This is a genomic window from Comamonas piscis, assembly GCF_014109725.1.
Classification (GTDB): Bacteria; Pseudomonadota; Gammaproteobacteria; order Burkholderiales; family Burkholderiaceae_C; genus Comamonas; species Comamonas piscis.
On the sequence record NZ_CP058554.1, the window covers coordinates 2,115,617 to 2,138,247 of the forward strand.

Annotated in this window: 18 protein-coding genes and 1 pseudogene; 10 read left to right on the forward strand and 9 right to left on the reverse strand. The window is 64.3% G+C overall.

Annotation, left to right across the window (positions count from 1 at the left end; all coding sequences use genetic code 11):
* Positions 1–42 precede the first annotated feature (42 nt).
* Positions 43–942, reverse strand: a complete 900-nt coding sequence (locus tag HS961_RS09445) for a LysR family transcriptional regulator (RefSeq protein WP_182327453.1) — start codon at positions 940–942, stop codon at positions 43–45.
* A 281-nt stretch (positions 943–1,223) separates the two neighbouring features.
* On the opposite strand from HS961_RS09445, the gene HS961_RS09450 reads away from it, so the two are divergent.
* The gene (locus HS961_RS09450) at positions 1,224–2,024 is read left to right on the forward strand and encodes an IclR family transcriptional regulator (RefSeq protein ID WP_238347851.1); all 801 of its coding nucleotides are present in this window, start codon (positions 1,224–1,226) and stop codon (positions 2,022–2,024) included.
* Between the two features lie 43 nt (positions 2,025–2,067).
* Here the strand turns inward: HS961_RS09450 and HS961_RS09455 are convergent, their stop codons facing one another.
* Positions 2,068–2,892 (reverse strand): proteasome-type protease, encoded by an 825-nt coding sequence (locus tag HS961_RS09455; protein WP_182327455.1) that lies wholly within the window; start codon positions 2,890–2,892, stop codon positions 2,068–2,070.
* Entirely contained in the window at positions 2,889–5,528 is a 2,640-nt protein-coding gene (gene mutS, locus HS961_RS09460; protein WP_238347852.1) for a DNA mismatch repair protein MutS, read from the reverse strand. Before mutS ends, HS961_RS09455 begins: the two co-directional genes overlap by 4 nt.
* Positions 5,529–6,049: 521 nt before the next feature.
* On the opposite strand from mutS, the gene HS961_RS09465 reads away from it, so the two are divergent.
* Positions 6,050–6,430, forward strand: a complete 381-nt coding sequence (locus tag HS961_RS09465) for an RcnB family protein (protein ID WP_182327456.1) — start codon at positions 6,050–6,052, stop codon at positions 6,428–6,430.
* 87 nt (positions 6,431–6,517) lie between these two features.
* Here the strand turns inward: HS961_RS09465 and HS961_RS09470 are convergent, their stop codons facing one another.
* Positions 6,518–7,429, reverse strand: coding sequence for an inositol monophosphatase family protein (locus tag HS961_RS09470; protein WP_238347853.1), 912 nt, complete (start codon positions 7,427–7,429; stop codon positions 6,518–6,520).
* 162 nt (positions 7,430–7,591) lie between these two features.
* On the opposite strand from HS961_RS09470, the gene HS961_RS09475 reads away from it, so the two are divergent.
* Together HS961_RS09475 and cysE are read left to right on the forward strand one after the other, a co-directional pair.
* Entirely contained in the window at positions 7,592–8,416 is an 825-nt protein-coding gene (locus HS961_RS09475) for an RNA methyltransferase (protein WP_182327457.1), read from the forward strand.
* 39 nt (positions 8,417–8,455) lie between these two features.
* Positions 8,456–9,235 carry a serine O-acetyltransferase gene (gene cysE / locus HS961_RS09480; protein ID WP_182327458.1) on the forward strand — a complete coding sequence of 260 codons (780 nt, stop codon included), beginning with the start codon at positions 8,456–8,458 and terminating at the stop codon, positions 9,233–9,235.
* 21 nt (positions 9,236–9,256) lie between these two features.
* On the opposite strand, the gene HS961_RS09485 is transcribed toward cysE, so the two are convergent.
* Positions 9,257–9,688: a winged helix-turn-helix transcriptional regulator gene (locus HS961_RS09485; protein WP_182327459.1), complete on the reverse strand. Its 432-nt coding sequence runs from the start codon at positions 9,686–9,688 to the stop codon at positions 9,257–9,259.
* Between the two features lie 90 nt (positions 9,689–9,778).
* Between HS961_RS09485 and HS961_RS09490 the strand changes: the two are divergent.
* Positions 9,779–11,039 (forward strand): annotated as a pseudogene (locus tag HS961_RS09490) (MFS transporter).
* Here the strand turns inward: HS961_RS09490 and HS961_RS09495 are convergent.
* The 3 genes from HS961_RS09495 to gdhA form a co-directional block, all read right to left on the reverse strand.
* Entirely contained in the window at positions 11,036–11,578 is a 543-nt protein-coding gene (locus HS961_RS09495; protein WP_182327460.1) for a DUF2867 domain-containing protein, read from the reverse strand. The pseudogene HS961_RS09490 and the gene HS961_RS09495 overlap by 4 nt on opposite strands.
* Before the next feature lie 15 nt (positions 11,579–11,593).
* Complete coding sequence (gene miaA, locus HS961_RS09500; RefSeq protein WP_182327461.1) at positions 11,594–12,616, reverse strand: tRNA (adenosine(37)-N6)-dimethylallyltransferase MiaA; 1,023 nt, start codon at positions 12,614–12,616, stop codon at positions 11,594–11,596.
* 141 nt (positions 12,617–12,757) lie between these two features.
* The gene (gene gdhA / locus HS961_RS09505) at positions 12,758–14,104 is read right to left on the reverse strand and encodes an NADP-specific glutamate dehydrogenase (RefSeq protein ID WP_182327462.1); all 1,347 of its coding nucleotides are present in this window, start codon (positions 14,102–14,104) and stop codon (positions 12,758–12,760) included.
* Between the two features lie 383 nt (positions 14,105–14,487).
* Here gdhA and HS961_RS09510 point away from each other — a divergent pair, with 383 nt between their 5' ends.
* The 4 genes from HS961_RS09510 to HS961_RS09525 all read left to right on the forward strand — a co-directional run bounded on the left by HS961_RS09510 (position 14,488) and on the right by HS961_RS09525 (position 19,570).
* Positions 14,488–15,096 (forward strand): MarR family winged helix-turn-helix transcriptional regulator, encoded by a 609-nt coding sequence (locus HS961_RS09510; protein ID WP_182327463.1) that lies wholly within the window; start codon positions 14,488–14,490, stop codon positions 15,094–15,096.
* Positions 15,093–16,637 carry an efflux transporter outer membrane subunit gene (locus HS961_RS09515; RefSeq protein WP_182327464.1) on the forward strand — a complete coding sequence of 515 codons (1,545 nt, stop codon included), beginning with the start codon at positions 15,093–15,095 and terminating at the stop codon, positions 16,635–16,637. Before HS961_RS09510 ends, HS961_RS09515 begins: the two co-directional genes overlap by 4 nt.
* An 80-nt stretch (positions 16,638–16,717) precedes the next feature.
* Positions 16,718–17,956, forward strand: a complete 1,239-nt coding sequence (locus HS961_RS09520) for an HlyD family efflux transporter periplasmic adaptor subunit (RefSeq protein ID WP_182327465.1) — start codon at positions 16,718–16,720, stop codon at positions 17,954–17,956.
* 45 nt (positions 17,957–18,001) lie between these two features.
* The gene (locus tag HS961_RS09525) at positions 18,002–19,570 is read left to right on the forward strand and encodes a DHA2 family efflux MFS transporter permease subunit (RefSeq protein ID WP_182327466.1); all 1,569 of its coding nucleotides are present in this window, start codon (positions 18,002–18,004) and stop codon (positions 19,568–19,570) included.
* Between the two features lie 100 nt (positions 19,571–19,670).
* Here the strand turns inward: HS961_RS09525 and mutL are convergent, their stop codons facing one another.
* The gene (mutL, locus tag HS961_RS09530; RefSeq protein ID WP_182328196.1) at positions 19,671–21,713 is read right to left on the reverse strand and encodes a DNA mismatch repair endonuclease MutL; all 2,043 of its coding nucleotides are present in this window, start codon (positions 21,711–21,713) and stop codon (positions 19,671–19,673) included.
* A gap of 252 nt (positions 21,714–21,965) precedes the next feature.
* Between mutL and HS961_RS09535 the strand changes: the two genes are divergently transcribed.
* Entirely contained in the window at positions 21,966–22,610 is a 645-nt protein-coding gene (locus HS961_RS09535; RefSeq protein ID WP_182328197.1) for a VTT domain-containing protein, read from the forward strand.
* Positions 22,611–22,631: the final 21 nt, after the last annotated feature.

The window sequence follows — 22,631 nt, forward strand, 5'->3', positions numbered from 1 at the left end:
GCCGTCGGCTATGTGGGCGGTGATTTGGTTGATCGCGGGTGGCTAGTGGGCGGCTTCTTGCAAAAACGCCCACAGCTGCAGCGCCTGGGGCGGCAGCTCGGCAGGGTCGCGGCAGGCCAGTACCAGCTGGCGCGCGGCCCAGTCGGCACTCAGTAGGCGCAGGCGCAGGCGGGCCTGGGGCCAGCGCAGGGTGGCGCATTCGGCGGCGGTGCGCGGCACCACGGCAGCGCCCAGGCCCATGACGACCCAGTCGCACAGGGCCTCCAGGTGCGGGGCCAGTGCGCGGTAGCGCAGGGCCACACCGGCCTGCAGCGCCTGCGCGGCCATCAGCTGGTGCAGCGCATGCTGGGGCAGCAGGCCGAGCAAGGCGATGTCCTTGAGGTGGTTCAGCTGCACATCCTCGGGCAGGCTGGCCAACAGGCGCGCAGGGCCCAGCAGTACCAGCGGGTCATCGCGCCAGACCTGGGTGTGCAGGCTGCCAGCGGGCACGGCGTTGGAGAGCACACCCATATCGGCCTCGCCGGCCATCAGCGCGCGGGCAATCGCATCGCTGGTGCATTCGCGCAGCTCCAGGCGCAGCTGCGGGTTGGCCTGCATAAAGGTGCCCAGCGGCGCAATCAGGTGCTCGCTGATAGCGGAGGTATTGGCCAGCAGCTCAATGCGCGTGCCCAGGCCCTGGCCAAAAGCCTGCATGTCGCCCGCCATCTGCTCCATCTGCAGGAGCATGCGCCGGGCATGGGGAAGCAGCACGGCCCCTGCCTCGGTGGCCGTCACCCCCTTTTTGCTGCGTGTCAGCAGCGGCGCGCCCAGCACCGCTTCCATGCCGCGGATGCGTTCGCTGGCCGATGCCAAGGTGATATGGCAGCGCTCGGCCCCTTGGGTGATCGTGCCGGACTCCAAGGTATGGACAAAAAGGCGCAGGTCTTGCAGGTCAAAGCGCATGGCAAATACAGGCGGGCAGGTGCGGGTGGGAATGCGCCATGGTAGCCATTCGGCAGGGCATTGGCTATGGATTTTCCATAGGCAGTCTGTGGTTGGGTAGCCTCAATGCAGTGTAGATGCCGATGGATGATGCACTGCTATGGGAAAAACGGAGTGTAGATATGCGGAGCGAAGAGCCAAGCGAGCCGCTCGCCGCGCGCCGGATACCGCGCCGCCTGTGCGGCTGGCGACCTGGCACCGCTCTGCGCTGGGGTATGCTTGGGCGCTGTATGGATGCAAACATGGCTACTTCGTCTTCTGAAAGCAGCGTTGCCGGTACGGCAGCGTTCTCCAAGTTCATGCGTGTGCTGCAGCTGGTGGCAGATGGCAGCGAGCCCCTGGGCATTGCCGAGATAGCCAAGGCGACGGGGTTCCCGCGCCCGACAGTCCACCGCATTGTGGCGGCGCTGCAGGCCGAGCGCATGCTGGTGGAAGTGGGGTCTACGCGCTGCTGGACCCTGGGCCCGCGCCTGGTGCAACTGGCCAGCCGCAGCTGGAGCCGTTCGGGCCTGCGCATGGCCGCTACGCAGGCGCTGCGTGATTTGCGCGATGCCACGCAGGAGACGATCCATTTCGCCGTGCCCTCGGGCCACAGCATGGTCTATATCGAAAAGCTGGAGAGCGACAGCGCCGTGCAGATGTCATCGCGCATTGGCACCAGCGTCAACCTGTACTCCACCGCCGTGGGCAAGGCCTACCTGGCGGGGCTGCCCCCCAGCGATGCCAGCGCACTGATGGCGGAGCTGGTCTATGCGCCACTGACGGCGCAGACGGTGGGCGATGCGCAGGCGCTGCAGCAGCAGCTGGACGAGGTGCGCCAGCGCGGCTGGTCCACCGATGCGCAAGAGAATGAAGAGGGCATTTACTGCTTTGGCGCCGCCGTGCTGGGGCCCGATGGCAGCCCCGTGGCCGCCATCAGCGTCAGCACTTTGCTGTTCCGCCAGCGTGAGGATGTGCAGGCCGCCTACATCCAGCCCTTGCTGCGGGCCTGCCGCGCGATTGCGCTGCAGCTGGCGCAGAACCCCAACCAGCTGCATGGCTGATCGGTAGCGCTGAAGGCCCTGTCGGGCCACTCAGCGCATGGCCTTAAAGCATCTCGTCCGAATGGGTGATCTTCTTCACCGGCCGAATGGCGCTGCTGTCCGGCTGGATGGAGGCCGCGTTGTCGCCGCTGTCCCAGTGCGGGTCTTCGATGCTGTCAAAGGCCTGGCGCAGCTTGTCGCCCCAGGTGTTGCGCACCATGCGGAAGTAGTCGTTGAACTCGTCGATGCAGGCGATGTTGTCGCAGCCGAGCGCGTCAGTGTCATAGACCACCAGGTCCAGCGGCAGGCCCACTGACAAGTTGGACTTGAGCGTGCTGTCCATGGAGACCAGCGCGCATTTGGCCGCTTCGTTAAGGGGCGTGGTGGGGGTCAGCACCCGGTCTAGCACGGGCTTGCCGTACTTGGACTCGCCGATCTGGAAGTAGGGCGTCTCGGCCGTCGCCTCGATAAAGTTGCCGGCCGAGTAGACCTGGAACAGGCGCGGGCTCTCGCCAGCGATCTGGCCACCAAACACCAGGCTGCAGTTGAAATCCACGCCAGCGCGTTCCAGCGCCCGGCCATCGCGCTCCTGGATATGGCGCACAGCGGCGCCCAGCACGCGCGTGGCATCGAACATGCTCTTGGCGTTCCAGATGGTAATAGGCGGGCCGCCGTTTTCGTCTTCGAGCTGCTGGGTTTGCAGAATCTCGCGCACCGATTGCGAGATCGACAGATTGCCGGCAGACAGCAGCACCATGAAGCGCTCGCCGCGCTTCTCATACACCATCATCTTGCGGAAGGTGCTGATATGGTCGAGGCCCGCATTGGTACGGGAGTCGGAGAGGAACACCAGGCCGGCGTTCAGCTTGATGGCTACACAATAGGTCATGACTTGTCAGCGAGTCGCTTGAGTGAATACAGTAGATCGAGTGCGTCGCGCGGTGTCAATGTGTCCGGCTGCAGCTCGCGCAATTGCGCCTCGACGGCGCTAGGGGTTGGGGTCTCGGCCGAGGCCGGTTGGGCAAACAGGTCCACCTGGGAGTCGCCCGCCTGTTGGCGAGCCTCCAGCGCGGCCAGCGCATGGCGGGCATGGCTGAGCACGGGGGCCGGCATGCCGGCGAGCTTGGCCACCTGCACACCATAGCTGCGGCTGGCCGGGCCGGGCTGCAGCTCATGCAAAAACACAATGTCGCTGCCCGCTTCGGTCGCGGCCACATGCATGTTGATCGCATGCTTGGCCTTGGCCGGTAGCTCGGTCAGTTCAAAGTAATGGGTGGCGAACAAGGCCAGGGCCTTGGTCTTGTCATGCAGGTGCGTGGCAATGCCGCTGGCGAGCGCCAGGCCGTCAAAGGTGCTGGTGCCCCGGCCGATCTCGTCCATCAGCACCAGGCTGTAGGGCGTGGCGCTGTGCAGAATCTGCGCGGCCTCGGTCATCTCCAGCATGAAGGTGGACTGGGCATTGGCCAGGTCGTCGGCCGCGCCGATGCGGGTGTGAATCGCGTCAATCGGCCCCAGCAGGCAGCGTGTCGCGGGCACATAGCTGCCCATGCTGGCGAGTAGCGCGATCAGCGCCACCTGGCGCATGTAGGTCGATTTACCGCCCATATTGGGGCCGGTGATGATCTGCAGGCGCTGCAGGCTCGACAGCCGCGTGTTGTTGGCGATGAACGAGGCGTTGGAGGTCTCCGCCAGGCGTGCTTCCACCACAGGGTGGCGGCCCGCATCGATGTCGATGCAGGGCTCGGGCACAAACTGGGGAGCGCACCAGTTCAGGGTCAGCGAGCGCTCGGCCAGCGCGCACAGCGCATCCAGCGATGCAATCGCCTGGCCCACGCGGGTGAGGGCGCTGACATGCGGCTGCAGCTGGTCCAGCACCTGCTCGTAGAGCCATTTCTCGCGCTGCAAGGCGCGCTCCTGGGCCGACAGCGCCTTGTCTTCAAAAGTCTTCAGCTCGGGCGTGATAAAGCGTTCTGCGTTCTTCAAGGTCTGGCGGCGGCGGTAGTCGTCGGGCACCTTATCCTTGTGGCTGCTGGTGACCTCGATATAGAAGCCATGCACCTTGTTGAACTGCACGCGCAAGTTGCTGATGCCGGTGCGCGCTTTCTCGCGCGTCTCCAGATCCAGCAAAAAGGCATCGCAATTGGTCTGGATCGCGCGCAGCTCGTCCAGATCGCTGTCAAAACCGTTGGCAATCACGCCGCCATCGCGCACCAGCGCAGCGGGCTCGGGATCAATGGCGCGGATCAGCAGCTCCATTGCATCGAGGGGCGGCTGCAGCGTTTCAAAAATCTCGCCAAGCAGGGGCGCCGGCGCGGCTGCGTTGCCCGCCAGCTGCTGGGCTTTTTGCAAGGTCAAGCCCAGGGCCACCAGCTCGCGCGGGCGCACCTGGCGCAGCGCAATGCGCGCGGTGATACGTTCTACGTCAGAGACCCCCTTTAGCTCGGTACGCAGAATCTGCCAGGGTGCGGCGGCGAGCGTGTCGCTGTCGCCGCGCAGCACGCCAATGGCGCCCAGGCGCGCACGCGCGTCGCTGCGGTCGCGGCTGGGTTCGAGCAACCAGCTTTTGAGCAGGCGACTGCCCATGCCGGTCTGGCAGGTGTCGATCAGCGAGAACAGCGTAGGGCCATCTTCACCGCGTAAGGTTTTGACCAGCTCCAGATTGCGGCGCGTGGTGGCCGGCAGGTCGATCAGTGCATCGTCGCGCACCACATGGATGGTCTGCACATGGGGCAGGTTGCGGCCCTGGGTGTGCTCGGCATAGGTGAGCAGGGCGCCGGCGGCGGCGTGGGCGGCGTACAAAACCTGCGCATTCCAGGCCTGCAGGCTGGCGGCGCCCAGTTGCTCCAGCAGCTTGCGCTCGCCCAGCTTCTCATCAAACTGCCAGTCGGGGCGCAGCGCCAGCGGGCAGGTCAGCACGCCGCTGCTGCGCAGCTGGTACAGCGATTGCTCAAAGCGCTGCGAGGCGCCGGCACTGTAGGCCACTTCGCTAGGCGCAATGCGCGCAATCCAGGCGGGCAGCTCTTCATGCGTGCATTCAGCCAGAAAAATCTTGCCCTGGGTCACACTCAGCCAGGCCAGGCCACAGCGGGCGCGCTGCGCCTGGTGCACCACCAGCAGCATGGCCTCGGCCTTGTCGCTCATCAGCTCGCTGTCGGTCACCGTGCCGGGGGTGACCACGCGCACCACCTTGCGCTCGACGGGCCCTTTGCTGGCCCCCACTTCGCCCACCTGCTCGCAAATCGCCACCGACTCGCCGAGCTTGAGCAGGCGACCCAGGTAATTTTCCAGCGCATGGAAGGGCACGCCCGCCATCGGAATGGGCTGGCCGGCCGATTGGCCGCGCTGGGTCAGGGTGATATTGAGCAACTGCGCGGCCTTCTCGGCATCGCCATAGAACAGCTCGTAAAAATCCCCCATGCGGTAGAACAACAGCGTGTTGGGGTGGTCCACTTTTGCAGCGTGGTACTGCTGCATCATGGGCGTGTGCGATGAAAAATCGGCTTTTGCGAGCGTTGGATTTTCCATGGGGTTTGAACTCATTGATCGGTGTGGGTTGGTCGGGATCCAACCTGGCATGGCAAGGGTGAGAAGGGTCGGCACGGGGGCTACAAAGGCTGGCTCGACCGGTGGCGCATCAGAGGCATCGGCAGCTTGTGCCCCTTTTTGGTGACAGGGCGCCATGAGCTTGTATGCCTCTGGCCGCAATGCGCATCATACAAGGATGGGCCGGGTCTGTCGGACCAGTGCCGGGGGTGCATGTTAACGCAATTGCTGGGTCATGTTGGCGAGTGCTCGCTGGCAAGGCAAAGAAAGGCGTGGGTATCCATTGCGCTTTCGCGTTTTTGTTCATCCCTGCAAGTGCTTCGTTGGCTAGCCAGCATTTGAGAAGATTTAACACCCCGTCGCGAATGTAAAGCCCAGCGCACGCCCTCGAAAATTCCGGTAAAGCTTGGGCCATCCTACGCGTTGGCCCTGCCGACTGCCCCATCATGGACCACAAGCAAGGCAGTGGTGCCTTGTGGCAATACAAGGATAGGAGGTCCTCAATGACTACATGGATAAACCGGATCGCAGTCGCTGCCGTGGTGGCTACCTTGGGTGCTGGCGCCGTAGGCGTGCAAGCCCAGCCGCGCCCTCCGCAGGATTCCCACCGCTATGACAGCCGGGGCCATGCGCAGCCTGATCGTCGCCATGATTCGCACCGCCCCGACGCGCACAGCCACCGGGGTGCCGGGCCGGACCACCGTTGGGTGAAGGGCTCGCGGGTGCCGTCGCAGTACCGGGCGCATGGCTATGTGGTGAATGACTGGCGTGGTCACCGCCTCAGCGCTCCGCCACGCGGCTACCGCTGGATCCAGAATGGCGGTGACTACCTGCTGGTTGCGATTGCCTCCGGGGTGATTGCCCAGATCGTGTTTGGCAACTGATCGCCCGTTTTTCTGCCCATCAACGACAAAGCCCGCAAGGCCTAGCCTGCGGGCTTTGTGCTTTGTGCCTGGGACGGGGCTAAAGGCTTACTCGGCCTTGTCAGCGTCCTGCTCAGCCGCGTTGTCTGCGGCTTCCTCAGGAGCTTCTTCATTCAAGGCCTGGCGCACGGCAGCCTTGTCGCCAGCGCTGGCAAACTTGCTGTACTTGGCGAGGATGGGGACCAACTGGCCATAGATGCGGGGCGTGCCGGCCAGCACTTCGCGCTGTTCCAGAAAGTCGGCTTCGCCGGTGAAATTGCCGACCAGGCCACCGGCCTCGGTCACCAGCAGCGAGCCGGCTGCCACGTCCCAGATGCTCAGGCCGGTTTCAAAGAAACCATCGCTAAAGCCAGCGGCCACATAGGCCAGGTCAAGCGCGGCTGCGCCGGGGCGGCGCACGCCGCTGGTGCGCTGCATCACATCGCCGAGCATGGCCATGTACTGCTTGAAGTTGTCGCCTGGACGGAAGGGGAAGCCGGTGGTGATTAGGGTGTCGCGCAGCTGGGTGCGCTTGGACACGCGGATGCGGCGCTCGTTCAGGAACGCGCCACGGCCACGGGTGGCGGTGAACAGGTCGTTGCGGGTCGGGTCATACACGACGGCTTGCTCAATGCGGCCGTTCACGGCCAGTGCAATGCTGACGCAGTACACCGGGAAGCCGTGGATAAAGTTGGTCGTGCCGTCCAGCGGATCGATGATCCAGATGTGGTTGGAGTGGGGGTTACCGTATTCGTTGCCCGATTCTTCGGCCAGGATGCCGTGGTCCGGGTAGGCCGTCAGCAAGGTTTCGATGATGGCTTTCTCGGAATTCTGGTCCACTTCGGTCACAAAGTCGTTCACCTGTTTGGTCGAAACCCGCACCGATTCCACGTCAAGCGCGGCACGGTTGATGATGGCGCCAGCAGCGCGAGCGGCCTTGATGGCCATGTTGAGCATGGGGTGCAGGGAGGAGGACGACATAAATTGTGTTGGCGTAAGGTGGGCAGCAAAAACGCTGCGAAACGCTGGGGCAAGAGCGGCTGGTAGCTCGCGGCCGGCGATGCGGCAGCGACAATAGGGGCTAGATTGTACCTGCGCTCGATTTTTTTCGCAGGGACATGTCCATTTTTGCACGAGCTGTTTATGAAAACCCGTTTTGTTCTGATCGAAACCAGCCATGCCGGCAACGTGGGAGCTGCCGCCCGCGCCATCAAGACCATGGGTTTCGATGACCTGGTGCTGGTGCGCCCGCGCTGGAGCAATGTACTGCGCAAGGAAGAAACCATCCAACGTGCCAGTGGCGCATTGGATGTGCTGGCCAACTGCCGCATTGTGGCCACCGTGGAAGAAGCCCTGGATGGCATGAGCCACCTCTGCGCCACGGCGATGACCCCGCGTGATTTTGGCCCGCCCGCCCGCACGCCGCGTGAGCATTTTGCTTTGCTGCTGCAAGGCGCACTGGCCGCCCAGCCTGGCCCGGATAACCTGGCCGACGACCTGGCCGATGAGGCAGCAACCGCAGCCAGCGATACCGCCGCCGCCAACCCCAGCGGCGAGACCGGTGTAGCCTTTTTGTTTGGCTGCGAGCGCTATGGCATGGCCAATGAGGATGTGTACCGCTGCAACGTGGCGCTGTCGATTCCGACCAATCCGGATTTTGGCTCGCTGAACCTGGCCTCGGCCGTGCAGGTGGTGGCCTATGACTGGCGCCAGGCGCTGGGCGGCTATGGCGTGAGCGACGTGGCCGCGCGCGGCGATCGGGCCGATGCCCAGCAGGTGGCGGGCATGCTGGCGCACTGGCAGCAGGCGTTGGCGGAGATTGGCTTTCTGGACCTGGACGCTCCCAAGAAGCTGATGCCCCGGCTCAACCAGATGTTCAACCGCGCGCAGCTTAGCCAAGAGGAAATCCACATCCTGAGAGGTGTTGCCAAGGCCATGCTGCGTACGGCCGAGGCCACAAAACGCTAGACTGGCGGGCCCTCGAATACTTATATAACCATTGTTTCCATGCTTGACCGCCTGCGCTCCGATATTCAGTGCATCCTGGACCGCGACCCCGCCGCCCGCAGCCGCTGGGAGGTGGTCACCTGTTACCCGGGCCTGCATGCGATCTGGCTGCAGCGGCCCGCGCACTGGTGCTGGAACCATGGCTTCAAATGGACGGGCCGTTTCATCTCGCACATGGCCCGCTGGCTGACCGGCATCGAGATCCACCCCGGCGCGCAGATCGGCCGCAATGTCTTTATCGACCACGGCATGGGTGTCGTGATTGGTGAGACCGCCATCGTCGGCGATGGCTGCACTATCTACCACGGTGTGACCCTGGGCGGCACCACGCTCTACAAGGGCGCCAAGCGCCATCCCACCTTGGGCAAGAATGTCGTGGTCGCTGCTGGCGCCAAGGTGCTGGGCGGCTTTGAAGTGGGTGATGGTGCCAAGATCGGCAGCAATGCCGTGGTCATCAAGCCGGTGCCTGCCGGTGCCACGGCGGTGGGCATTCCGGCCCGCATCATTGCCTCGCGCCAAGGCGCCAGTGCCGATGTCACCGCAGCCCAGACCGATCAGAAGTTTGCCGCCTACGGCGTGACCCAAGAGGACGATCCTCTGTCCAAAGCCATGCGCGGCATCATCGACAGCGCTGCCGGCCATGAGCAGCAGATCACCATGCTCTGGGCCGCCATCGAGAAGCTGTCGCTGCAAAGCAAGCTGGGCGATTGCGTGCCCTGCGATGCGCAGCGCGAGACGGAATTTGAGGCGCAGAAGCTGAGCGACCTGGTCGGCAAGTAAGGCGGCCTCGGTCGTGGGCGGTTAAGCCATCTTGCGCACCACGGCGGCATCGGGCGTCAGCACATGGCCATCGGCCGTCTGCGGCTGCATGCGCGCCACGGGACGGCCGCTGGCCTTTTCCACCAAGCTTGAATGTGCCTCGTCCGGCGCAAACAGCTGGTCCTCGCCCCATTGGCGCAGCGCTACCACCACTGGGAACAGGCTCAGCCCCTTGGCCGTTAGCGCATATTCCTGGTAGGCACTGCCGTCGGATGCGGGCTGCGTCTGCAGCACACCCGCATCCAGCAGCTTGCGCAAGCGGTCGCTCAGGATATTGCGCGCCATGCCCAGGTTGCGCTGCAAATCCCCAAAGCGCTGCACCCCATCAAAAGCGTCCCGCACGATCAGCAGCGACCAGCGGTCGCCAATGGCATCCAAGGCGCGCGCAACGGGGCAGGGCTCAGGCGAGGTCATGTGCTGTTCTCCAAGATCCGATCAATCAAGTTGCATTTTAAAACTGGAATGCCTAGAATCCATCTGGTTTTAAATTAAAACTAGATTGCCATGTCGTCTTCTTCCTGTGTTGATACCCCTGCACAGCCGGCCCAGCGGCCTGCCGTACCAACCGGCCTGGTAGCGCTGTTTGCCGTGGCAGCCGGTGCCAGCGTGGCTAATGTCTACTACGCCCAGCCCTTGCTCGATGCCGTGGCGCAGGACCTGGGCATACCGCTGGCAGCGGTAGGTGGCGTCATCACGGCCACGCAGCTCGGCTCAGCCCTCGCCTTGCTGCTGCTGGTGCCGCTGGGTGATCGGATCAACCGGCGCCCCTTGATGGCCTGGCAGCTGCTGGCCCTGGTGCTGGCGCTGCTGGCGGTGGCTTGGGCGCCGTCTGCGCCATGGTTGATGGCGGCGATGCTGGCCGTGGGTCTGCTCGGCACGGCGATGACCCAGGGCCTGATCGCCTATGCGGCCAGCGCCGCACCGCCCCATGCCCGGGGCCGGGTGGTGGGTGGTGGGCGGCGCCCAAAGCGGGGTGTTTATGGGCCTGCTATTGGCGCGGGTGCTGGCGGGTGCTGTGGGCGATGCCTGGGGTTGGCGTAGCGTTTATATGGCCTCGGCGGCGCTGATGCTGGCGATGGCCTTGCCGCTGTGGTGGTGGCTGCCGGTGTTGGCGCATCGGCCATCCAATCTGGGCTATGGCCAGCTTGTGGCATCGATGGGCCGCCTGCTGCGGCGGGACCGGGTCTTGCAGGTGCGTGGCGTGCTGGCGCTATTGATGTTTGCTGCATTCAGCATTTTCTGAAGCAGCCTGGTGCTGCCGTTGCGCGCGGCGCCCTTTGGGTTTTCGCACACCGCCATTGGCCTGTTTGGCCTGGTGGGTGCTGCCGGGGCCTTGGCAGCCACCGTGGTGGGTCGCTGGGTAGACGGGGGCCAGGCGCAGCGCGCATCGCTGTGGGCCTTGCTGGCGCTGCTGCTGGCCTGGCTGCCGTTGGCCGGTTTGGGCGGGCTTCCTGATCCGCACTGGGCTATAGCGGCCCTGGTACTGGGCATTGTGCTGCTCGATCTGGGCGGCCAGGCCTTGCATGTCAGCAACCAGGGCCTGATCTTTGCGCGCAGCAGCGATGCGCATAGCCGGGTGGTGGCCGTCTATATGCTGTTCTATGCACTGGGCAGCGGGCTGGGCGCCATCAGCGCCACCAGCGTGTATGCCTATGCAGGTTGGCTGGGCGTTTGCGCGCTGGGTGCGGTGGTCAGTGGTGCCGCGCTGTTGTTTTGGTGGGCCACTCGCGACTGGATGCGCGCGGGTGCTGCGGCGAGCGCTTAGGCCGCTGCCGGCTGCGCGCGTCCCAGGGCGGCCAACACCGCTGGCGCAATGCGCCGGTGCATGGGCGCCACCGGCAGCATGTACAGATGGCCCAGCAGGTTGCGGACATGCACCACCGTTGTGATGGTGATGGCGACCTGGTCCTGGCGGCCGGCCACAGGCGCCCGGTGCACGCTGAGCACCACGTTCAAATGCTTGTCGCTGTCGCCGATCAGCGCTTCATCGTCGCTGTTCTCCAACACCGTAAATACGCCTACGCGGTCGCCCGGCTGGTAGGCGCTGGCGGGGCGCTGCCGGTCGATCTGGGAGAGCGTCCCCAGGTCCTTGAGCCCCACTAGTTGGCCGACCCGGTTGCGGGCCTGCATGCACCATTCAATCCAGCGCGGCGTGCGCGCGACGGCGGCCAGAAAATAGGCCAGCGCGGGCTCGCCGGTCTGCGCGGTGTAAATGCACCAGGCATCTTTAAAATGCGCGCCAGCCAGGCGTTGGGCGATGCGGCTGCCCGCAGGCGGCCGGGTCTCTTGCGGTTGGGTTGGCATGGCTTGGATCTGCGCTTATTCGTTGACGGCGGCCAGTCGAGCGCTGGCCGCCTGCAGCCATTGCTCCAGCGCATCGGGCGCATCGCAGGCAATGGCCTGGCGGGCGGGCATGCTGCGCAGCCAGGTGATCTGGCGCTTGGCCAGTTGCCGGCTGGCAGCAATGCCCTTGTCGCGCATCTCTGCCCACAAGGCAGGCGGCACATCGCTTTCGGTCTGCACGGCGATGCCCTGCTGGGTGCAGCTGTCGAGCATCTCCCACATTTGGCGGTAGCCTACGCAACGCATCGATGGCAGGTTCAAATCCAGATCGCCGCGCGCGCGCAGCTGCAGCACCTCGGCCAAAAATCCCTGGGCGAGCATCTGGTCGTAGCGTAGCGCAATGCGCGCATGCAGCCAGGCGCGGTCGCTGGGCTCTAGGCTCAAGAGCTGAAAACCGGGCGCCAGCTGCAGCAGTGGCGATGGCCGCTTTTGCTGCGCATGGAAATATGACAAGGGCTGACCGCTGACCCGCCAGACTTCCAGCGCACGCTGTACCCGCTGGCTATCGCCCGGCGCCAGGCGCTGCGCGGTGACGGGATCGACCTGCGCCAGCAGCCCATGCATATGGGGCCAACCATGGATGGCCGCCTCGGCATCGAGCTGGGCGCGCACCGCGGGGTCGGCGGCGGGCATGTCATCGATGCCATCCATCAGCGCCTTGAAATACAGCATGGTGCCGCCCACCAGCAAGCTGATGCCGCCCCGCGCATGGATTTGCGCCACCAGCACCAGCGCATCGCGCACAAACTCTGCCGCGCTGTAGGCATCCAAGGGGTCGCGGATATCGAGCAGGTGATGCGGGATGCCGGCCTGCTCTTGCAGGCTGGGCTTGGCCGAGCCAATGTCCATGCCCCGGTAGATCAGGGCCGAATCCACGCTGATGATCTCGACCGGCCGCGCGGCGCCGAGTTGCTGCGCCAGCGCAATGGCAGCGCCGGTCTTGCCGGAGGCGGTGGGGCCTGCCAGGCCCAGGCAGAGGGGGGTATCAACAGCGTACACGTTGGGAAGCTTGTCAGGGCTGCAGCGGCCGGCACAAAGCGGCGGCGGCTGCGGCAAAACGGGGGGAAGGCGCGCGCCTCTCGGCCCATAAAAAAAGGAGCCTTGCGGCTCCTGGTTTGGGGGCGATCCGGCGCAGGCCGATTACAGCACACCTTGGGCGAGCATGGCGTCGGCCACCTTCACAAAGCCGGCGATGTTGGCGCCGTCGATGTAGCTCATGCTGCCGTCGTCGCGTTGGCCGTACTTGACGCAAGCGGAGTGGATGCCTTCCATGATCTCGAACAGGCGCTGGTCCACTTCGGCCGCAGGCCAGCTCAGGCGCAGCGCGTTCTGGCTCATCTCCAGGCCCGAGGTGGCGACGCCGCCGGCGTTCGATGCCTTGCCGGGCGCGTAGAGCACGCCGGCTTTTTCAAAGGCCTTGGCCGCTTCGATGGTGCAAGGCATGTTCGCGCCTTCAGCCACGCAGAGCACGCCGTTCTTGATCAGGGTCTCGGCGTCGGCCAGTTCCAACTCGTTCTGGGTGGCGCAAGGCAGGGCCACATCGGCCTGGATGAACCAAGGGGTCTTGCCTTCGTAGTACTCCACGCCTGGCACTTGCTGGGCGTAGTCGCTCATGCGGCCGTACTGCTGGTTCTTGATGTTCATCAGCTTGAGCAGCTTGTCGCCGTCAAAACCGGCGGCGTCGTAGATGGTGCCGGAGGAGTCAGAAGCCGATACCACCTTGGCGCCCAGCGCCATGGCCTTGTCGATGGCGTACTGCGCCACATTGCCCGAACCCGACACCGAGACGGTGAGGCCGTCAAAGCTCTTGCCACGGGTCTTGAGCATTTCCTGCGCAAAGTAGACGGTGCCAAAACCGGTGGCTTCAGGGCGGATCAGCGAGCCGCCAAAGGCCAGACCCTTGCCGGTGAACACGCAGTCGGCGCGGTTGGCCAGCTTCTTGTACATGCCGGCCATAAAGGCCACTTCACGGCCGCCCACGCCGATATCGCCGGCGGGCACGTCGGTGTCCGAGCCCACATGGCGGAACAGCTCGCTGATGAAGGACTGGCAGAAGCGCATCACTTCGCCGTCGCTCTTGCCCTTGGGGTCGAAGTCTGAACCGCCCTTGCCGCCGCCCATGGGCAGGGTGGTCAGCGCGTTCTTGAAGGTCTGCTCAAACGCCAGGAACTTGAGCACTGACAGGTTCACCGAGGGGTGGAAGCGCAGACCGCCCTTGTAGGGGCCAATGGCCATGCTGTGCTGAATGCGGTAGCCACGGTTGACCTGCACCACGCCCTTGTCGTCCACCCAACTAACGCGGAAGCTCACCACGCGCTCGGGCTCCACCAGGCGTTCGAGCAAGCTGAGTTGGGCGTAGCGGGGGTTCTTCTCGATGAAGGGCCACAGGCTCTCCATGACTTCGGTCACGGCTTGCAGAAACTCGGGCTGGCCGGGGTTGCGCTGTTCAACGTAGGCGAGAAACTGGGCCAGGGATTGGTGTTGCATGGACAAACTTTCAAGGTCTAGAGCCGGCTTGCACTGAAGTTGTGCGCGGGCCGAGGTATGCACAGCGATGGTGCGACATCGCGCCGAAAACTGACATTATGCCGAAACTGCATGTGGTAATGCATAAAGACCGCATGGCGCGACCCCTTTATCTGCCGATATCGCACTGCTTTGGTGCTTCTGATCGGCTTGGCTCGAATGAAAAATCCCGTTTCCGCCCCGAAACAGGGAGGGAGTTTGGTTCTGTGACCGGTGTCACGCAAGGCACTCAGCCGCTCAAATCTGAGAGCGCATTGTGGTCTTTGCCTGTTTAACAATTGCCTAGGCAATGAATGATTGGATAATTATTGCCTTGTAAACCATTTCAGCAAAGGGCTAGCGGCATGACCGATTCGCACCAGGAAAACCCCGCGTCTGCTGGCGAGGACCAAGAAGCGCTGGCAGGCGGCTTTCCCGAGATTGAAGCCATCCGACCGGTGGATTTCCCCTGCTGGTTGATGCGCATCATCTCCACGGTGGTACGTGCCGAGGTAGACCGCCGCATGGAGCCGCTGGGCCTGACGCAGGCGCAGTGGATTCCGGTATTGCACCTGGCCAGCGGCAAGGCGCATACAGCGGCCGATTTGGCGCGCCGCACCTTGCAGACCCCGGGCGCGATGACACGCCTGGTCGACCGCCTGGTCGACAAAGGGATCATTGAGCGCGAGCGCTCCACCGACGACCGCCGCGTGGTCAGCCTGTGTTTGACCGAAGAGGGCCTGGCCGCTGCAAGGCAGGTGCCCGACATCGTCAAAGGCGTCAACAGCGCCGCGCTCAGCCCCTTGTCGCCCGATGAATTGACCCAGTTCCACGGTTATCTGCGCCGCATCTATGAGGCCATGCCCAACACCTTGTCGGTGGACATGTGCCTGCCCCAGGATGGCTGCGCCGGTGACGCTACAGACAACTCCGACAACACAGCACAACCGCCCGGCAAGGAGAGGGCACTATGACCAGCAGTTTTTCATTTGTGGGCGCCGACCGTCGGCTGGCCCTGTCAGCCATTGCGCTGGCGGCCAGCACGTTCATCGCCGGCTGCGCCGATATGCGCGGCATCGATACCCATGCCCAGCTGCGCTCGCCGCAGTCGCTGGGTTTGCTGGCCGCGCCTTCCGAGGCCGACCAGGCGGCGACCGTCGCACCGGTCGATGCTCAGTGGTGGAAGGCCCTGGGCGATGCGCAGCTCAATGGGCTGATCGACACGGCTCTGGCCGACAGCCCCAACCTGCAATCAGCGCAGGCGCGCATTCGCAAGGCCTGGGCACAGGCGCAGGTCAGCGAGTCCGCATTGGGCCCGCAGGTCAACGGCCAGGCCAGCGCCAGCCGCAACCATGCGCCGGCCAATGGCATGGTGCCGCCACCGCTGGCGGGCAACAACTACAGCAGCGCAGAAGCCCGTATCAACGGCAGCTGGTCGCTGGACTTGTTTGGCAAGCACCGTGCCGCGCTTGATGCTGCCGTCGGCTCCGCCCGCGCCGCGCAGGCCGATATGGATGCTGCCCGCGTGCTGCTGACCAGCTCCATGGTGCAGGCCTATGTGCAGCTCTCTCGGCTGCAGGCGCAAGAGGTGGTGGCCCAGCGCGCCATTGACCAGCGCGCCCACACCCTGCAACTGGTGCGCGACCGCTATGACGCCGGCCTTGACACCACCTTGGAGGTGCGCCAAAGCGAAAGTGGCGTGCCCCAGGCCAAGGTGCAACTGCTGCAAGTGCGTGAGCAAAAACAGCAGGCGCAAAACGCGCTGGCCGCGCTGATGGGCCAGCCCGCGCGGGCGCAGGAGTTGGTGGCATCGCCCATCAACCAGCTGAGCCTGCCACGCTTTCCTTCTCAGCTCTCGTCCAACCTGTTGGGGCGGCGCGCCGATATTGTGGCCGCCCGCTGGCGCGTAGAGGCTGCCGAGCAAGGCATTCGCCAGGCCAAGGCCGAGTTCTATCCGGATATTGACTTGACCGCATTCCTGGGCCTGTCGAGCATTGGCTTCAACAACTTTGCCAAGGGCAGTGCACGCGAATGGGGTGTGGGCCCGGCGCTCAGCTTGCCGATCTTTGACTCGGGCCGGCTGCGTGCCAACCTGAGCGGCGTATCGGCCGACTATGAACTGGCCGTGCAGGGCTACAACCAGGCGGTGATCACGGCGGTACGCGATGTCGCCGACCAGGTAGCCAGCGTGCGTGCTGCCCATGCCCAGCTGCCCGAGCAGCGGCAGGCCGCCGATGCCGCGCAGAGCGCGCTGGATATTGCCAACCAGCGGTATGCCGCCGGTCTGGGCACCTACCTGAATGTGCTGTCGGCCGAGACCAATGTGCTGGCCCAGCGCCAGCAGATGGTGGATATCGAGGCCCGCATTCTGTCGAGCAATGCCGCGCTGGCCCAGGCTTTGGGCGGTGGCTACCAAGAGCAGAACCACAGCAGTGACAGCAGCGGCAGCAACGCCAACACCGACAGCAACTCTCCAACCCCCAACAACGCCCCGATGGACAGCGCCAAGAGCTGACCTGCCCACCTCGCGTGCAACACACATAAGCAAGACCTTGAAGGCCCAGCCTCTCGTCACATAACTCGCTACGCAACACCATGTCGAACAACAACACGCCCGTTTCTCCCTCCGCTGCGCCTGCTGCCCCTGAGGCACCTGCCGCCCAACCCCGTAAAAAATGGCTGCTGCGCCTGACCGGCATTGTCATCGTTCTGGGTGCCGCCTACGGCATCTATGACTGGATGGTCAACAGCCATTTTGAAGAAACCGACAACGCCTATGTGCAAGGCAACCTGGTGCAGATCGCGCCGCAAACGGCCGGCACCGTGCAGTCCATCCTGGCCGATGACACCGACTATGTGAAGGAAGGCCAGGCGCTGGTGCGCCTGGACCCGGCCGATGCCAAGGTGGCGTTTGAGCAGGCCAAGGCCAACCTGGCCCAGGCCGTGCGCCAGGTGCGCACCTTGTATGTGAACAACGGCTCTTACACCGCGCAGATCGCACAGCGCCAGGCTGAAGTGAGCAAGGCCAAGAACGACCTGGTCCGCGCGCAAAGCGACCTCAAGCGCCGCCAGGCACTGACCGGCAATGGCGCCGTATCGAAGGAGGAGCTGAGCCATGCACAAAGCCAGGTGGATGCCGCCCAGGCTGCGGTCACCGCATCGCAGGCAGCGGTGAACACCGCGCGCGAGCAACTGGCCAGCAACCAGTCGCTGACCGAAGGCATTAGCGTGGGCGACCACCCCAATGTGCTGGCCGCTGCCGCCAAGGTGCGCGAGGCTTATTTGGCGATGCAGCGCAATGAGCTGGTCTCGCCCGTGTCGGGCGTCGTCGGCAAGCGCTCTGTGCAGGTGGGCCAGCGCGTGGCGCCAGGCACGCCGCTGATGACCGTCGTGCCGATGAACCAGCTCTGGGTCGAGGCCAACTTCAAGGAAAACCAGCTGCGCAACCTGCGCCTGGGCCAGCCCGTCAAGATGACCGCTGACCTCTACGGCAAGAAGGTGGAATACAACGGCACGGTCGAAGGCCTGGGGGTGGGCACCGGCTCGGCCTTCTCGTTGCTGCCGGCGCAAAACGCCACTGGCAACTGGATCAAGGTGGTGCAGCGCGTGCCCGTGCGCATTGCGCTCGATGCCCAGCAAGTGCAGGCACACCCGCTGCGCGTGGGCCTGTCGATGCTGGTGGATGTCGATATCCAGAATCAGGATGGCAAGCTGCTGGCCGATGTGCCGCGCAAGGAGCCACTGGTGCAGACCAATGTCTATGACGTGCAGGACGAGGGCGCTGATGCGGTGATTGCGCAAGTGATCGCCAGCAATGCCGGCAAGAAGCTGTAATTTTTGACCAGGGGCTGCCCCCAGCGGGCGGCCCAAGGATGCGTTATGGCAACTTCCAATCCCTCACAACCCCATCCGCCGCTCGAAGGCACAGCGCGCCTCATCGGCACCCTGGCACTCTCGGCTGCGGTGTTCATGAATGTGCTGGACACGTCGATCGCGAACGTGTCGCTGCCGGCCATTGCCGGTGATCTGGGCGTCAGCGCCAACCAGGGCACCTGGGTGATCACCAGCTTTGCGGTGGCCAATGCCATCTCGGTGCCGCTGACCGGCTGGCTGTCGATGCGCTTTGGCCAGGTGCGCCTGTTCATGCTCAGCGTGACCTTGTTCGTGATTTCGTCCTGGCTCTGCGGCCTGGCACCGAACATGACGACCTTGATCGCGTTCCGCATCTTGCAAGGCTTTGTCGCCGGCCCGATGATTCCGCTGTCGCAGTCGCTGCTGCTGGCCAGTTACCCGCGCGCGATGGCAGGTACGGCGATGGCCTTCTGGTCGATGACGACCTTGATCGCGCCGGTGATGGGCCCGCTGCTGGGCGGCTGGATCACCGACAACATGTCCTGGCCCTGGATCTTCTACATCAATGTGCCTGTCGGTATGCTGGCCGTGGGCGCCACCTGGGCGATCTTCCGCAACCGGGATTCGGCCCGCAAGGCCTTGCCGATCGATGCGATTGGCTTGGGGTTGCTGGTGGTCTGGGTGTCGGCGATGCAGATCATGCTGGACATCGGCAAGGAGCATGACTGGTTCCAGTCTCCGATGGTGGTCGCCTGTGCGGTGATTGCGGTCGTCGGCCTCTTGTATTTCCTGATCTGGGAGTTGGGCGACAAGCACCCGGTGGTGGATCTGCGCCTGTTCAAGAACCGCAATTTCTGGGCCGGCACCTTGGCCATCTCGGTGGGCTACGGGCTGTTCTTTGGCAATGTGGTGCTGCTGCCCTTGTGGCTGCAGCAGTTCATGGGCTATACCGCCACCGATGCCGGCCTGGTGTTGGCGCCGGTGGGCTTGCTGGCGCTGGTGCTCTCGCCGGTGGTGGGTAAAACCATCCACAAGGTCGATCCCCGGCGCTATGCAACCGCATCGTTCATCGTGTTTGGCCTGGTGATGTGGATGCGTTCGCGCTTCAACACCCAGGTGGACCTGGTGACGATCATGGTCCCGACCATCGTGCAAGGCGTGGCCATGGCGGGCTTTTTCATCCCGCTGATGACCATCACCTTGAGCGATATTCCGCCGGAGAAAATGCCCAGCGCCTCAGGCCTGTCAAACTTTGTGCGGATCACTGCCGGTGCCGTGGGCACCTCGGTCGCCACCACTTTGTGGGAGCGCCGCGCGGTCTTGCACCATGCGCAACTGGTGGAGCACATCAGCCTGGGCGATGGCCCCACCGCGCAGGCGGTGCAAGGTTTGCAGGCCAGCGGCCTGACCTTGCAACAGGCCTTGGCCCGGGTTGATCAGTTGGTCAACCAGCAGGCCTTTATGTTGGCAGCCAACGATATTTTCTGGGCCTCGTCCATGCTGTTCCTGCTGCTGATTCCGCTGGTCTGGCTGGCCAAGGGCCCCAAACAAGGCCAGGGCGGTGGGGGGGCGGAGGCGGCATCGGCTGCGCATTGATCCTCGCGGCACATCGCCGCATGAACTTAAAAAAGGAAGCCTCGGCTTCCTTTTTTCGTCTGCAGCGCTGCGGTCTGGATCGCAGCCCGGGTGAGCGCGCTTAGCGGCCGCGCAAAAACAACGCGTCCAGCTCCTTCATGCTCAGTTGGCGCCAGGTGGGGCGGCCATGGTTGCACTGGTCTGAGCGTTCGGTGTGTTCCATATCCCGCAGCAGCGCATTCATCTCGTCGATGGTGAGCTGGCGGTTGGCGCGCACGGCGCCATGGCAGGCCATAGTGCCCAGGATCTCGTTGCGGGCGCGCTGCACCACCGTGCTGGCGTCGTGCTGGGCCAGTTCAGCCAGCACGCTGCGCGCCAGCTCTACCGGGTTGCCGTGGGCCAAGGTGGTGGGCGTGGCACGCACGGCCAGGGTTTTGGGCGAGAAGGGCACGACCTCCAGCCCGAGCTGGGCCAGGGTTTCGCTGTGGTCCTCGGCGGTCGCCACTTCTTCGGGTGTGGCCGAGAAGGTGGCGGGAATCAGCAGCGGCTGGCTGGCAATGGCGCTGCTGGCATCGCCATCATCGAGCTGGCTTTTGAGGCGTTCGTAGACGATGCGCTCATGGGCCGCATGCATATCGACAATGACAAGGCCCTGGGCGTTTTCCGCCAGGATATAGACGCCATGGATTTGCGCCACGGCGCGGCCCAGTGGCCAGGGGTTCTCGGCGGATTCGGGCGGCAGCGTGGGTACCAGCGGGGCAGCGGCACCGCCGGTTACCGCGCTGGCGCTGGGCTGCGGGTTCCAGCGTGGGCTGGCCTCCTGCACTTGCCAGGGCGCGGGCGTGCCAGCTGCCTGGCCTGGCTGCACGGTACCGGGTGTTGCAGTGCCAGCACCCTGGCCCCAGAGCGCCGCTGTTTGCTGCAGCGCTTGCAGGCCATTGACGCGGGGCGGGACATCAAAGCGCATGGCGCTTTGGGCCTGGGGTGTGGGGGCATAGGCCTGGCCTGGCAGCGCGGTGGGCTGGCCGTCTGCCGTTGGCGTTGGCGTTTGTGCCGCTGCCGCTGCATCCAGCAACTGCTGCGCGCGCGGGGCGGCCAGCGCATTCTCCACGCCATGCAGCACCGCTTGGTGTACCTCGCGGCTATCGCGAAAGCGCACCTCGATCTTGGTGGGGTGTACGTTCACATCGACCCGCATTGGGTCGATGCTGATGTAGAGCGCATAGACGGGCTGGCGGTGGCCGTGCAGCACATCTTCATAGGCGGCACGCGCGGCGTGGGTGAGCACCTTGTCGCGCACAAAACGGCCATTGACATAGCAAAACTGCTGGTCGGCACGCGAGCGTGCGGCATCGGGCAAACCAGCGCGGCCGCGCACCTGCACATGGCCGGCCTGGTAGTTCACGACAATCGATTGCTCCAGAAAATCAGGGCCGAGCACATCGGCCAGACGCTTGTCCATCGCGCGCTGCTCCAGCTGCTGCAAGGCGGCATTATCTGGCTGTGCCTCGTCGCTGCGCGGCGGCAAGGTGGCACGCCATTGCTCCACCAGTTTGCCTTCATGCCAGATCGCAAAGCCCACGCCGGGTCGGGTGAGGGCATGGCGGCGTACCGCTTCGACGCAATGGGCCAGCTCGGTGGCGTCGGTCTTCAGGAACTTGCGCCGCGCGGGGGTGCTGAAGAACAGCTCCTTGACCTCCATGGTGGTGCCGGGGTTGCGGGCGGCCGGGCGCAGCTCGCCACTGCGGGCATCGAGCAGGTAGGCGCCTTCTTGCTGGGCGGGGCGCGAGAGCACGCTCATCTCCGACACCGACGCAATAGCAGCCAGCGCCTCGCCCCGAAAACCCATGGTCGCCACCGATTCCAGGTCATGCAGGTTGCGGATCTTGCTGGTGGCATGGCGGCGCAGCGCAATCGCCAGCTCTTCGCGCGGAATGCCGCAGCCATCGTCTTCGACGGTGATCAGCCGCACACCGCCGGCGAGCAGGCGCACGGTGATGCTGGTCGCGCCTGCATCCAGCGCATTGTCGACCAGCTCGCGCACGACCGAGGCCGGGCGCTCCACCACCTCGCCGGCTGCTATCTGGCTGACCAGCTCATCGGGCAGATCCTGGATGGGGCGGCGCGCAGGCGTGGCGCTGCTTTCTGTGTTGGCTGCAGGCATCACAGCGTCGTGGGGGGTGTCTGCCGGGTCAAGGGTGGCGGGTGCGGTATCTGCGGTCATGCAGGGATTTTAGGCATAGCCGCCTGGCATTCGCGGTAAAGTGTGCAATCGCCACTTTGGGCCTCGGGGCTGTAACTCTGAAGGCTGTGAGGGTGGCGCCAAGATGGTTTGCCGCAGGGTCTCTGGATCGCTGCGGTTTTTGTATAGAGAGGTTGTGTTTTGGAATTCTTCAGCTGGTTCGTCGATGCAGGCATGCATTTGATCGACTTCATCTTGCATGTCGACAAGTACCTGGAAGCTTTTGTAACGACCTATGGCATGTGGGTTTACGCATTGCTGTTTCTGATCGTGTTTGTCGAGACGGGCGTGGTAGTGATGCCCTTCTTGCCCGGCGATTCGCTGCTGTTTATCGTCGGTGCCATGTGCGGCGCGGGGCTGATGAGTTTTCCGCTGGCTACCGGCTTGCTGTTTGTCGCTGCATTCCTCGGCGACCAGTGCAATTACCAGATCGGCCACCATTTGGGGCCCAAGGTGTTCAAGTGGGAGAACTCGCGCTGGTTCAACCGCAAGGCTTTTGACAAGGCCCATGCCTTCTACGAGCGCTATGGCGGCATCACCATCATCCTGGCGCGCTTTATGCCGTTTGTGCGCACCTTTGCGCCCTTTGTGGCGGGCGTCGCCAATATGAACCGTGCCAAGTTCATTGCCTACAACCTGATTGGCGCGGCCATCTGGGTGTTTGGCATCTGCGCGGCGGGCTACTTCTTTGGCAACCTGCCTTGGGTCAAGGCCAACCTGGAAAAGATCATTTGGGGCCTGATCCTGGTGCCGGGCTTGCTCGCTATCTTTGGCGCCTGGCGTGCCGGCAAGAACGACAAGGCCGCTGGCACCGTCTGACCAGCGCGTGCACGATGACGA

Excerpts from the sequence above, each read along its gene's own strand:
- HS961_RS09445 (WP_182327453.1), bottom strand. The coding sequence starts at position 942 with ATGCGCTTTGACCTGCAAGACCTGCGCCTTTTTGTCCATACCTTGGAG.
- HS961_RS09450 (WP_238347851.1), top strand. The coding sequence starts at position 1,224 with ATGGCTACTTCGTCTTCTGAAAGCAGCGTTGCCGGTACGGCAGCGTTC.
- HS961_RS09455 (WP_182327455.1), bottom strand. The coding sequence starts at position 2,892 with ATGACCTATTGTGTAGCCATCAAGCTGAACGCCGGCCTGGTGTTCCTC.
- mutS (WP_238347852.1), bottom strand. The coding sequence starts at position 5,528 with ATGGAAAATCCAACGCTCGCAAAAGCCGATTTTTCATCGCACACGCCC.
- HS961_RS09465 (WP_182327456.1), top strand. The coding sequence starts at position 6,050 with ATGACTACATGGATAAACCGGATCGCAGTCGCTGCCGTGGTGGCTACC.
- HS961_RS09470 (WP_238347853.1), bottom strand. The coding sequence starts at position 7,429 with ATGTCGTCCTCCTCCCTGCACCCCATGCTCAACATGGCCATCAAGGCC.
- HS961_RS09475 (WP_182327457.1), top strand. The coding sequence starts at position 7,592 with ATGAAAACCCGTTTTGTTCTGATCGAAACCAGCCATGCCGGCAACGTG.
- cysE (WP_182327458.1), top strand. The coding sequence starts at position 8,456 with ATGCTTGACCGCCTGCGCTCCGATATTCAGTGCATCCTGGACCGCGAC.
- HS961_RS09485 (WP_182327459.1), bottom strand. The coding sequence starts at position 9,688 with ATGACCTCGCCTGAGCCCTGCCCCGTTGCGCGCGCCTTGGATGCCATT.
- HS961_RS09495 (WP_182327460.1), bottom strand. The coding sequence starts at position 11,578 with ATGCCAACCCAACCGCAAGAGACCCGGCCGCCTGCGGGCAGCCGCATC.
- gdhA (WP_182327462.1), bottom strand. The coding sequence starts at position 14,104 with ATGCAACACCAATCCCTGGCCCAGTTTCTCGCCTACGTTGAACAGCGC.
- HS961_RS09510 (WP_182327463.1), top strand. The coding sequence starts at position 14,488 with ATGACCGATTCGCACCAGGAAAACCCCGCGTCTGCTGGCGAGGACCAA.
- HS961_RS09515 (WP_182327464.1), top strand. The coding sequence starts at position 15,093 with ATGACCAGCAGTTTTTCATTTGTGGGCGCCGACCGTCGGCTGGCCCTG.
- HS961_RS09520 (WP_182327465.1), top strand. The coding sequence starts at position 16,718 with ATGTCGAACAACAACACGCCCGTTTCTCCCTCCGCTGCGCCTGCTGCC.
- HS961_RS09525 (WP_182327466.1), top strand. The coding sequence starts at position 18,002 with ATGGCAACTTCCAATCCCTCACAACCCCATCCGCCGCTCGAAGGCACA.
- mutL (WP_182328196.1), bottom strand. The coding sequence starts at position 21,713 with ATGCCTGCAGCCAACACAGAAAGCAGCGCCACGCCTGCGCGCCGCCCC.
- HS961_RS09535 (WP_182328197.1), top strand. The coding sequence starts at position 21,966 with ATGCATTTGATCGACTTCATCTTGCATGTCGACAAGTACCTGGAAGCT.